The sequence below is a fragment of the Sphingomonas sp. genome (genome assembly GCF_024508665.1).
Classification (GTDB): Bacteria; Pseudomonadota; Alphaproteobacteria; order Sphingomonadales; family Sphingomonadaceae; genus Sphingomonas.
Genome location: NZ_JANINP010000002.1, coordinates 116,401 through 128,029 on the forward strand (window position 1 = coordinate 116,401; position 11,629 = coordinate 128,029).

Here is an 11,629-nt window from a genome sequence, read left to right on the forward strand (position 1 = left end):
CATCCGTCCAATAACTTTCCGGCGGGAAGGCGCAGCCCGTTCCTTTCCGAAGGTAGAATCGCCATGCCGCAATTCGTGATTGAACGGGACATGCCGGGAATTGGCGGGGCCAGCGCCGCCGAGCTCAAGGGCGCGTCGCAGACCTCGTGCAATGTGCTCCGGAACCTCGGCCCGGATATCCAATGGGTCCACAGCTATGTCACCGACGACAAGATCTATTGTATCTATCGCGCGCCATCGGCCGACCTGATCCGTCAGCATGCCGAAACCGCGGGCTTCCCGGCCAATTCGATCGCCGAGGTGCGCAACGTGATCGATCCGACCACCGCCGACTAACGGCCGTCGTTTGAAGGGATCGACAGCCGCCGACGCGCGTTTCTTTTGGGATTTCCATAATCGGGCGGTCGCCCGAACGGAGAAAATCGGATGCGCGCAGGCAATGATAGGATGCGACGAACAGTAATTGCGGGGATCGGCATGGCCGGCGCCATGCTGCTGCCATACGTGACTATGGCGCAGAGCACGGCACCAGCCGCTCCCGTTACCACCACCGCGCCGACGGCCGCTGATCCCGCGCCGCAATCGACGCGTGACGAAAAGCGCAAAGAGACGATCGACGATACCAAGGATGTGGTCAGCCAGCCGGCAAAGGATGTCGGCATCGCCAAGACCAAGATCCCGCCATCATTGGTTGAGGCATCGGAAGCGCCCTACTCGCTCGCCGGCCTCAGGACCTGCCGTCAGATCGCCGATGCAGTGCGTGTGCTCGATGCTGCGCTCGGCCCGGATTACAGCGCGGGTGGCCCCAACAACAAGATGAGCGTAGGCAAGGCGGCGGGCGGCGCGGTGGTCAATTCGCTGATCCCGTTCCGCGGCGTGGTGCGCGAAGTCTCGGGCGCGGCCGCCGCCGACCGCCGCCTCGCCGCGGCGACGCAGGCCGGTTTCGCCCGACGCGGTTTCCTGCGCGGCGTGCATCAGACACGCGGCTGCAAAGAGGCGCTGTAGACGCGCTTAAGCACGGACGGTTGCCCTGCATCGCCCCCTTGGCTAGGGGCGGCGGATGCAACCGCTCGTCGGCATCATCATGGGCTCGACTTCCGACTGGGAGACGATGCGTCATGCCGCCGAAAAGCTGGAAGAACTCGGTGTGCCGCATGAGACCAAGGTGGTCAGCGCGCACCGCACGCCGCAGCGGCTCTACGATTATGCCACCAGTGCGGCCGATCGCGGGTTGAAGGTGATTATCGCCGGTGCCGGCGGTGCCGCGCATCTGCCGGGTATGGCGGCGTCGATGACGCATCTGCCTGTGCTCGGCGTGCCGGTAGAGTCGAAGGCGCTGAAGGGCGTCGATAGCCTCTATTCGATCGTCCAGATGCCGGGCGGCATACCGGTCGGCACATTGGCGATCGGCAAGGCGGGAGCGATCAATGCCGGACTGCTCGCCGCGGCGATCCTGGCGACCAGCGATGAGGCGCTGGCCGATCGGCTCAAGGCGTGGCGCGCGCAACAGACCGACGGCGTGGCGATCGATCCCGAATGACCCTGCTTCCCCCCGGTTCGACGATCGGCATCCTGGGCGGCGGCCAGCTCGGGCGCATGCTGGCGTCGGCCGCGGCGGAACTCGGCTATCACACCCACATCCTCGCCCCCGACGCCGAAAGCGTCGCGGCGCAGACCGCGTCCAGTTTCACCCGCGCCGATTATCACAGCCGCATCGTGCTCGATGAGATGGCGGCACGCTGCGACGTCGTGACCTACGAATTCGAGAATATCGCCATCGAGCCGGTCACGTACCTGTCCACCCAGGTACCGGTCCATCCCGCGCCCCAGGCGCTCGGCATTGCCCAGGACCGCGCCAACGAGAAGGCATTCGTCGATACGATCGGCGGGCGCACCGCGCCATGGCGGCGCGTCGCCAGCCTCGACGAGCTCCATGCCGCGATCGACGAGATCGGAACACCGGCGATCCTCAAGACATTGCGGCTCGGCTATGACGGCAAGGGGCAGGTGCGGATCGCGACGCGCGACGCGGCCGAGGCGGCGTGGAGCGATATCGGCCAGCGCCCGGCGATCCTCGAAGGCTTCGTCGAGTTCAGCCACGAATTCTCGATCATCCTCGCGCGCGGGCATGACGGGTCGATGGTCAGCTATCCGCCGCCGTGGAACGAGCATAAGGACGGAATCCTCGCGCGATCCTCTCTGCCGGCGCCGGCGGAAATCGCCAATCAATGGGGAGTCGCCGCGGCGCTGACCGGCCGGATCGCCGACCAGCTCAATTATGTCGGCGTGATCGCCTGCGAATTCTTCGCCACCGCCGAGGGGCCGGTGTTCAACGAAATGGCGCCGCGTGTGCACAATTCGGGGCATTGGACGATCGAGGGCGCGGTTTGCTCGCAATTCGAGAACCACATCCGCGCGATCTGCGGCCTGCCCCTGGGCGACACCGCATTGACCGCGCCCGCGGTCGAGATGGTCAATCTGATCGGCGCCGAGGCGGACGATTGGCTGACGATCCTGGCCGAGCCGGGCGCGCATCTTCACCTCTACGGCAAGGGCAGTGCTCGGCCGGGAAGGAAGATGGGGCACGTGACGCGGATGAAGCGGGACTGACTAATTCCTCCCCGTTTACGGGGAGGGGGACCGCGCGACGCAGTCGCGTGGTGGAGGGGGCCCGCGACAAACGAGCAATCGTCGAGGCGGTTGCCGGTGGAGAGCCCCCTCCACCAAGCCGCTTCGCGCCTTGGTCCCCCTCCCCGTCCCGGGGAGGAATTAGGTAGTCCTATTTCACCACCGGCAGCGCGATGTAGCTTTCGTTCGGCCCCGCTACCAACACACGCTGCGTCGCCTTCACGTAATCCGCCGGTTTGGCGAAGAAGATGTTCGGCACGAACGTCTGCGGATTGCGGTCGTAGAGTGGAAACCAGCTCGACTGCACCTGCACCATGATGCGGTGCCCGGGCAGGAACACATGGTTCGCCGCGGGGAGCGCGAAGCTGTATTGCAGCGGCGCATTAGGCGTCAGCGCCTTGGGCTCGGAGAAGCTCTGGCGATAGCGTCCGCGGAAGATGTCCATGCCGACCGCGAACTGATAGCCGCCGAACCCGGGCCGCCCCGGCACCTGGTCGGGCCAGACGTCGATCAGTTTGACCACCCAATCGCTGTCGGTGCCACTGGTGGAGGCGGTTAGCTTGACCATCGGCCGCCCCGAAATCTTGAGCGGCTGGGTCAGCACCTCGCTGGTGAAGGTCAGCACGTCGGGCCGGCTCGACACGGCGCGCTGATCGTCGGCGAGCCAGTTCGGCCAGGGATTGTTGTTGTCGTAGCCCACCGCCTGGATCGGGCGATTGCGGAACAGCACCGGGTGCGCGGGGTCGGAAACGTAATCGGCGGTCTCCTCGCCACTCGCCGCGGCATCGAAGCCCAAGGCGGCGCCCGGCTTGAGATACAGCCGCTCGCCCTCACCCGCCTCGTTCGGCCAGGACTGAAAGCGCCGCCATTCGTTGGTACCGCTTTCGAACGCGGTGACCGGCGCGACGTCCATCGGCGTGCCCTTGAGGTAATGCGCGAGGAACGGCGCCAGCACGTTCTTGCGCCACCAGGTGCCGGTATCCTGCCCCCAGCGCATCTGACCGAGCGTATCGGCGTCCTCGATCTCCTGCCCATGGTGCCACGGCCCCATCGACAGATAGACCATATCGTTATTGACATCCTTCGGCTCGAGCGCGCGATAGGTCGCGAGCGCCCCGTAACTATCCTCCTGGTCCCAGAGCGAATGCACCAGCATCACCGGCACCTTCAGCGGCAATTTGCCCAGATAGGCGTCCATCGCGCGATCCTGCCAGAAGCGGTCATAAGCGGGATGCGCCAGGATGCTCTTCCAGAAACCGATCTGCTCCAGCCCCATCCGCTTGCCGAGTTCGCCCGCCGAGCCGGCGCGCATGTAGAAATCGTAGATATCGTCGCTCGAGCTCACCCAGGGCAAGCTGTTGTCCCGCGTCGCTTCCTGCTCCCAGATGTAATCCATGCCCATCTGGCGGAACGCGCCGTTATGGAACCAGTCGTCGCCCATCCAGCCGTCGACCATCGGGTTCATCGGCACCGACACCTTGAGCGCCGGGTGCGGGTTCACCAACGCCGCGAGCGGCTCGTAGCCGTCATAGCTGATGCCCAGGATGCCGACCTTGCCGTTCGACGCCTTCAGGTTCTTCACCAGCCAGTCGATCGTGTCGTAGCAATCGGTCGCGTCGTCGACCTTGGTCGGATTTTCCGCCGTGCCGACCAGCGCGCGGTTCATCACGAAGGTGCCGCCCGACCCGTATTTGCCGCGAATGTCCTGGATCACGCGGATATAGCCGCCATCGACGATCACGTCGGTCGCGTTGTCATAGCCGTAGAGCGCGGTGCCGAGATCGCCGCTCTTGCGGTTGGTGGTCAGCGCCTCGGCATTGTACGGCGTGCGGGTCAGCAGGATCGGCGCATTGCTCGCGCCTTTGGGCGTCAGGATAACGGTGTGGAGCTTGGTGCCGTCGCGCATGGGGATATCAACGACGCGCCGATCGTAGTTGAAACCGTAATTGGGCGAGACCGCTTTTGCCGGCCGATCGTCATAGGTTTGAGCAGTTCCACCCGAAGCGGCGAGCGCCGCCAGTCCGATCGCCACTGCCAGCCGCAAACGCATGTTTCTTCCCCTCGCCCGATGTCGAAGCGATCGTGGGCCGGAGTCGTTTCGGGTGCAACTTTTGATTTTTGGTCCTGAAGAGCTGCGGAACGAGAGGTTCCAGACATTGAGATGCCGGGCACTCATCGGCTAGCTCGTTACGCCTCACGACGGTAATGTGCGGCAGGCGGACATTTGCCACGGCTGCGGCTCTACTTCATAATTTCCAAATGAACCCATTATCTGCGCACTTCGAGAATGGATTATCCGAGATCGACGTCGGAGTGATGAGCCATGGCTTTGCCGAGCACGGACGAGACTATCGGTTCATTTTGGAGGATTGCCTGGGGACAAGCCCGGGGACGTATCGCCTTACCTTAACTCATGTAGTGGCGATGGAATATCGCACTGCGCTTCCCGTATCGGCATGGTCCGAAGCCTGGTCTGACGACTTCATCGATTATGACCGTTGGGAAGCAGCAGGCGAGCCAAATGGCTATGTCTTTGGCGCAAACTGGTCCAACGCTTATCCCGGTTTCGTAGCCCTAGCAGATCACGCCGGTGCTGCCGAATGGGCACTCAAATTAGGCCGGCCGATGTATGCCGCATCGCTGCACACCGACCTCTTTGAGATGACTTTGGTTTTCCACGACGCACTGTTGGTAAAAGTAAGCGACGACACCAGCACGATTAGTAAGGTTACGATGCCCCTTGCGTGATGCAGACGTCTGCCATCGGGTGGATTTGCTGCTCGTCGCTATACCAAATCAATCGTCGCAGGCAGCGTAGTTACCCGCATCGCACTCGACCACGGCACGGCGCCATTCGGCCATCTCTCGCTCGTACCGCGCGCGGCTGCGGCGGTAGTCCGCCATATCGCGCTCATGGTCGTGCGCAGCGGAGGCATAGTCACCGTCGGCGGCCTCATCGCGACCGCCGCCACGCGCCACCCGCCAGGTTACGCCGCGCTCGAGCACCCGCGCATTCTCCTGGCGGTTGAGCGCGCGCGTCTTCGCGCTGTCGCGCGCCCGTGCCTCGGCGTTGCGCATCGCCGGATCGCGCGGATCGTCGGCCAAGGCGGCGACCGGCACCATCGCGGCGACGATGGCCCCGCAGAGCAACGGGCTAATCTTCATGACATTATTCCCTCCCACGCACGGGTTAAGAAATATCAATCCGTTGGGCAGGCCGGCAAACCAATTGCGATGAAGCGCGCCCCGCTCGTCGCGCGGAGCGCGCGGTCTGGCGCGTGTCTAGTCGCACAAGGGCAGCCGGCTGACGGCTAAACAATAAAAAGGGCCGCCTCCGAGCGGGAGACGGCCCCTTATTCAGGCGGCGGCGCGGAAGTGGATTCCGCGCCGTCGGTCGCGGCTGAGCCGCGCCGGCCGCCGGCCCGCGTCCGCTGCGCGGACCGTCGGCTAACTGCGTTAGCCTACTCGCGTACCCGTCAGCGGGAAGCTGCCGAACGCGCCGGCGGTGACCGTTCCCGTGATCGAGTCGCCGTCGATCGTCGCTTCGTTGGTCAGGGTCATCGGCATCGGCACGGTGATGTTCATCGACCATTTGATCGTGTTGCCGTCGACCACGCCGTCGGTGATCTCCGCGGTGCCCATCGCGCCCGCCTGGGTGCCGGTCCAGCTGTTGCCGTCCGACTTCACCGTCAGCGTCGCCTTCTGGTCGCCCATCGGCGACTTCACGACCGTCTCGTACACGCCATCGACTGCCATCGTCTCTCTCCTGTGAATTCCTCAGCGCGCGCCGAGCGACGCCGCAGGCACGACCTCGACAGGCAGCCCGACCTTGTCAAGCTGGGGCCTAACCGTCTTGGCATCGCCGACCACTACCCAGACCACCTTCTTGGGGTCGATCGCTTGCTCGATGACGCTACGGAGTTGGGGCAAAGTCAGTGCGCGATATTTGTCGGCGATGGTCGCATAATAATCGTCGGGACGTTTGTACGTAACGTTCGAAATCATCGCCCCCATCACCGCGCGCGACGTTTCGAAGCTCCCCGGCAGCGAGCGAATCGCCCCGGTGATCGCGCGGCCGAACTCCTCGTCGGTCATCGGCTTGTCGCCGACGAACGACGAGACATCGCCCATCGCCGCGACGATCGCGTCACCGGTGCGGTCGGCCTGGACGCCCGCCGCGATGATATAGGGCGTGGCGCCCTGCGCTCGAGAGAAGCGGCCGCTGGCGCCGTAGGACCAGTGTTTGTCCTCGCGCAGGTCCATGTTGATCCGGCCGAGAAAGCCGCCGCCCAAACCGTCATTGGCGGTATTGACCGGAAGAAGCTCGTCGGTGCCGATCAGCCCGGTCGGGATCGCGCCATAGATGACCGATTGCGGTGAATCGGGTCGGTCGACCAGCACGATCTTAGGCGCCACCGGTGCGGCCTTGACCACATCGCCCTTGACGCCGGCAGTACCTGTCATCTTCCAGTCGCCCAAGTCTGCGTCGAGTGCCGCCGTCACCTCGGCCAGCGGCCGGTCGCTGACCACGAACACGGTCGCGCGGTCGGGTCGCAGCCATGCCTGGCGAAACGCGATCAAGTCGTCGCGAGTCAGCTTGGCCACCGCCGTCGCGTCGCCGCCGCCGAACGCCTTGGCATAAGGGGAGGCCGGGCCGTAGATCAGCGGCGCCATCGCGCGGCCGGCCAGCGCGTTGGCGTTGGTCAGTTCGGACGCGATCCCGGCAAGCTGCTGGTTCCTCAACCGATCGACCTCGGCCGGGGCGAACGCAGGATTGCGCAACACATCGGCGAACAGCGCCACGCCCGGCTTCAGGTTCGGGCTGGGCAAGTCGATCGCGAATGACGTGTTGTCGCTGTCGATCCCCGCGCCGATCGTGGCGCCGAGCCGTTCTTGCGCCTTGGCATATTCGAGCGATCCCAGGCTGGTTGTGCCCGCGGACATCGCCGCCAAGGTCAGCTGCTGGGTGCCGAGCGCGGTCGGGACGTCGGCGGCGGTGCCGGCGTCGAAATTGACCATGATCCGCGTGACGGGCGTCGCCGTGCGCTGCGCGTAGATCACGGTCACGCCGTTCGCGAGCTTGGCGCGCTCGACCTTGGGGAAGGTCAGGTTGGCGATCGATCCGACATCAGGCATCGTACCGCGCGTTCCTTTGGCGGCGGGCTCGTCGGCAGCCTTGACCGCGACCGGCTTGGGCGCCGCCGCTTCCTCATAGGCGTCGCGCGGGCCGGGAATGATGTCCAGCCCATAGACAGGCCGGCTAAGCCATTTGTCGGCGACCGCCTTGACCTTCGCCGGCGTCTCGGCGGCAAGCTCCGCCAGTTCCTTTTTGTAATGCGCGGGGTCGTTCGAATAGAGCGCGCCCTCGGCCAGGGCGACCGCCTTGCCGCCGAACCCGCCGACCGCTTCCAGGCCCTTCACGCGGCCGGCGATGCTGCGCACCTGGTATCGCTGCAACTCGTCGGCCGTCGGACCGGTGGCCAGAAAGTCGGCGACGACCGCATCGAGCCGCTTGGTCACGGTGGCCGCATCCACCCCCGGGCGCACGTCGACGCTAAGCTCGAAAATGCCGACCTGGCTGAAGCTCTGATTGTCGGCGCTGACCCGGACCGCCAGCCGCTCCTTGCGCACCAAGGTGTCGTAGAGCCGTGAGCTGGCGCCGCCGCCTAGCACGCCAGCGGCCACGTCGAGACCGACGCTGTCGGGATCGTTGAGCCCCGGCACCGCCCATGAGCGTGTAATCCGGGTGGTTGCGACGCGATCCTTCATCGTTTCGATCTTCGTGCTCGGCAGCGTCGGCACGGGCGCATTCGGCTGCTTCGTCTCGGGACCCGCCGGGATTCCGCCGAAATATTTCTCGACCAACGGTTTGGCGGTCGCGGCGTCGATGTCGCCCGCCAGCACCAAAACCGCATTGTTCGGACCGTAATGGTCCTTGAACCAGCTCTTCACGTCGGCAAGGCTGGCGCCGTCGAGATCGGCCATCGAGCCGATCGTCGAATGTTCGTAGGGATGCCCCTTGGGGAACAGGCCGGAGAGCTGACGATACTCGACCAGGCCATAAGGCTCGTTATCGCCCTGGCGCTTCTCGTTCTGGACGACGCCGCGCTGCTCGTCGAGCACCGCCTGGGTGATCGCGCCGGTCAGATAGCCCATGCGGTCGCTTTCGAGGAACAGCGCACGGTCGAGAGCGGGGGTCGGTACCGTCTCGAAATAATTGGTGCGGTCGAAATAGGTGGTGCCGTTGAAATCGGTCGCGCCGACATTCTTGAGCGGCACGAAGAAATCGCCCGGCGCATTCTCGCTGCCGTTGAACATCAGATGCTCGAACAGATGGGCGAAGCCGGTCTTCCCGGCGGGCTCCATCTTCGACCCGACGTCGTACCAGACACTGACGGCGACGATCGGCGCCTTGCGGTCGGTGTGGACGATGACCCGCAACCCGTTCTGGAGTGTGAACTGGGTGAAGGGGATGTCGACCGATTTGGCGAGGACGCTGACCGGCACGGCGGCCGGCACGACCGCAGGCTTGGTCGCTGCCGGCTTGGCTTGAGCAATGGCAAGGTCGGGAGCGGCGATCGCGAGCAGCGCGACGCCGGAAAGCGCGAAAAGCTTGATGGTCATGAATGCCCCTGGTCGATCGGAAAGGAAAATCTAATGGCGCGAGGCTAAGTCGGCTTCGCGGCACTGGCAAGTCACGGGCGGTAAAGACGCTCGATATTTCCTTTGAGTTCACGCGGATAGAACCAGACTGGTTTTAATTTATGCGCGACGAACAAGGCCGATTGGTCGGTATAGTGTGGAGAGTCCGGCCGCGTCGTCGCGGCGCCAAACGGCTGGATCGATCGCGACGACACGCGGCCGGCCTTGTCCCATTGGGCGAACATCACGAAGCTGTCGCCATGCTTGACCGCCAGCCGGCCGTCGGGCGCCTCGTCCCAATTGGCCGCCGCGCGCAGGACTTCGGGCCCGCCGTCGAGCGGCAGGTCGACCTTGCCCTGGCGCAGCCGCAGCATCGTGCCGAGCGGCGGGTCGAGCCGGCCGAACACCCGCTGGAGATAGGCGATCGCCTCGACCAACGTGGCGCGCGGATCGGCCTCGGGCTGGCGATTGTAATGCCATTTCTGCCAGCTTTTCATCATCAGGCAGGCAAGCGCGTCTGCCGCTCCCTTGCCGTCGAGATTCCAGTCCCATTGCCGGAGCAGCGCCTGGGCGGCGGCCACCTGGCGGTCGCCGTGCGGGTCGGCGGCGATCAGGTCGGCGAACCATTTGGCCGTCATTCCGCGATGGCTGACCCCGGTGTCGAACTTGATGCGCTCGAGATCGGCCTGGCTGATCGCCGGGTTGGCGCCCATCAGTTCGAGCGCACGGTTGTCGCGATTGGTCGTGTCGGTCTCGATGCCGAGCAATGGCGACCAGTCGGCTGGGTTCATCTCCGACCCGGCGCCCGCCGACAGGAACGGCGTCGAATTGGCGTTGACCAGGAAGCCCGATCGCGGGTTCACGTTGCGCGGCACCATCGACCACGGAACGGTGCCCGCCGCATAGTCGGCGGACGTGTCGCCAGGCAGCACATTCGAATAATCGTAGCCCGGCTTTCGATTGGGGAACGCCGCATTGTAGAAATAGGCGATGTTGCCTGCGGCGTCGGCGTAGAGGAAATTGGTCGCCGGCACGCCCTGGATCGCCATTGCGCGCTGCCACTCGTCGAACGTCCTGGCGCGATTGAGACGGTAATATTGCTCGACCATCCTGAGCTGGTCGGCGCCGCCATAGCGGAGCGCATAAGCGCCCGACTTGGTCTCGATCACCGGCCCCTGCACCGCGCGATAGACGCTGCGCGGCACGGGGAGCACGAACGGTCCCCACAATTTGACCGGCAGCCAGACGGTCTCCTTCTCGAGCGGACGCCATCGACCGTCGAAACGGTAATGCGTGCCGTCGCCGTCGAGCACGAGCTTGTAGGTGTCGATCAGATCCGGCCGATTGACGGTGTTGGTCCAGCCCAAAGTCTCATTGTGCCCGAGCAAGGGATAGGGCGATCCGGGGAACATCGCGCCGGCGAAATTCCAGCCGGTCTTCGAATGGACGACGAGTTCGTACCAGGCGACCGCGCCGCGCCACGGCTGGTGCGAATTGGCGACGAGCCGCGTATATCCGTCCGCCGAGCGCTTGGGTGCGACGACGAACGCGTTGGAGCCGTTCTCGCGGCCGTCGGGCCCAACCGGGGTGACGTCGGGCGCATCGGGCTGTGGCCCGGCATTTTCGCGCGGCAGCGGCGTGTCGCCGGCCAGCGCGCCCAACGTCGCGTCGAGCCCGAAGAAGAAGGGCGAGCGCATGACGAAGCCGGTGGCGATGTCCTGTCCGTTGACCGGGAACAGCCGCGACATCTTGACCTCGTCCGGATGCCGCGAGGCATAAGCATTGAGTCCCGAGGCATAGCCGTCGAGCAGCAAGCGGACATCGGCCGGCTGCTTCATGTAATCGCGGTCGACCGTCTCGCGCGCATGGAGCAGGTGAAGCACGTAATCGGTCTTCGCCCCGTCGGCACCGTCGAGCGCGCCGAGCCGCCCGCGCGCCATCGCGACCACTTCCTGCAAGGTGCCGAAATCGTCCTCGGCATGGGCATAGGCGATGCCGTAGGCGACGTCGGGATCGGTCGCGCCGAAGATATGCGGCACGCCGAACCTGTCCCGCGCGATCACCGTATCGTAACGATGCGCCGGCGGCGCCTCGGCGCGCACCGCGGTCAGCGGCTCCCAGGTCGCCAGGCCGATCGCGACCAGCACCAGCAGCACGGCCAGACCCAGGCCGATCCGTTTCAGAATCCTCAAATCCCCGCGCTCCCCGCCGGTGTTGTGCGGTCAGGTGTGGTCGAAGTGCTTGGGTTTGTCACGGGGCCAGCAATCTCCTCTCCCTTTGGGAGAGGAAGGGGCCCGCTCGCGGAGCGAGTGGGAAGGTGAGGGCAGGTGTGGAAGCCGCGTGCTGCCCTCACCCTTCC

General features: G+C 65.1%; 10 protein-coding genes. 5 read left to right on the top strand and 5 right to left on the bottom strand.

The window, feature by feature from the left end; all coding sequences use genetic code 11:
• Positions 1–75: 75 nt before the first annotated feature.
• The 4 genes from Q0L25_RS03475 to Q0L25_RS03490 all read left to right on the top strand — a co-directional run bounded on the left by Q0L25_RS03475 (position 76) and on the right by Q0L25_RS03490 (position 2,610).
• Positions 76–336 (top strand): DUF4242 domain-containing protein, encoded by a 261-nt coding sequence (locus tag Q0L25_RS03475; RefSeq protein WP_296611616.1) that lies wholly within the window; start codon positions 76–78, stop codon positions 334–336.
• A gap of 141 nt (positions 337–477) precedes the next feature.
• Positions 478–1,005, top strand: a complete 528-nt coding sequence (locus Q0L25_RS03480) for a hypothetical protein (RefSeq protein WP_296611617.1) — start codon at positions 478–480, stop codon at positions 1,003–1,005.
• A 55-nt stretch (positions 1,006–1,060) separates the two neighbouring features.
• Positions 1,061–1,540 (top strand): 5-(carboxyamino)imidazole ribonucleotide mutase, encoded by a 480-nt coding sequence (gene purE, locus Q0L25_RS03485; RefSeq protein WP_296611619.1) that lies wholly within the window; start codon positions 1,061–1,063, stop codon positions 1,538–1,540.
• Complete coding sequence (locus Q0L25_RS03490; RefSeq protein ID WP_296611620.1) at positions 1,537–2,610, top strand: 5-(carboxyamino)imidazole ribonucleotide synthase; 1,074 nt, start codon at positions 1,537–1,539, stop codon at positions 2,608–2,610. Before purE ends, Q0L25_RS03490 begins: the two co-directional genes overlap by 4 nt.
• Before the next feature lie 169 nt (positions 2,611–2,779).
• Here Q0L25_RS03490 and Q0L25_RS03495 read toward each other — a convergent pair whose 3' ends face one another.
• On the bottom strand, positions 2,780–4,678 hold the full coding sequence (locus Q0L25_RS03495; protein WP_296611622.1) for a CocE/NonD family hydrolase: 1,899 nt from the start codon (positions 4,676–4,678) through the stop codon (positions 2,780–2,782).
• Between the two features lie 209 nt (positions 4,679–4,887).
• Between Q0L25_RS03495 and Q0L25_RS03500 the strand changes: the two genes are divergently transcribed.
• Positions 4,888–5,376: a hypothetical protein gene (locus Q0L25_RS03500; RefSeq protein WP_296611623.1), complete on the top strand. Its 489-nt coding sequence runs from the start codon at positions 4,888–4,890 to the stop codon at positions 5,374–5,376.
• A 48-nt stretch (positions 5,377–5,424) separates the two neighbouring features.
• Here Q0L25_RS03500 and Q0L25_RS03505 read toward each other — a convergent pair whose 3' ends face one another.
• The 4 genes from Q0L25_RS03505 to Q0L25_RS03520 all read right to left on the bottom strand — a co-directional run bounded on the left by Q0L25_RS03505 (position 5,425) and on the right by Q0L25_RS03520 (position 11,462).
• Positions 5,425–5,793, bottom strand: coding sequence for a hypothetical protein (locus tag Q0L25_RS03505; protein WP_296611625.1), 369 nt, complete (start codon positions 5,791–5,793; stop codon positions 5,425–5,427).
• A 291-nt stretch (positions 5,794–6,084) separates the two neighbouring features.
• The gene (locus Q0L25_RS03510; RefSeq protein ID WP_296611627.1) at positions 6,085–6,384 is read right to left on the bottom strand and encodes a hypothetical protein; all 300 of its coding nucleotides are present in this window, start codon (positions 6,382–6,384) and stop codon (positions 6,085–6,087) included.
• A 21-nt stretch (positions 6,385–6,405) separates the two neighbouring features.
• Positions 6,406–9,252 carry a pitrilysin family protein gene (locus tag Q0L25_RS03515; RefSeq protein ID WP_296611628.1) on the bottom strand — a complete coding sequence of 949 codons (2,847 nt, stop codon included), beginning with the start codon at positions 9,250–9,252 and terminating at the stop codon, positions 6,406–6,408.
• A gap of 71 nt (positions 9,253–9,323) precedes the next feature.
• Positions 9,324–11,462 (bottom strand): penicillin acylase family protein, encoded by a 2,139-nt coding sequence (locus tag Q0L25_RS03520; RefSeq protein ID WP_296611630.1) that lies wholly within the window; start codon positions 11,460–11,462, stop codon positions 9,324–9,326.
• Positions 11,463–11,629 lie beyond the last annotated feature (167 nt).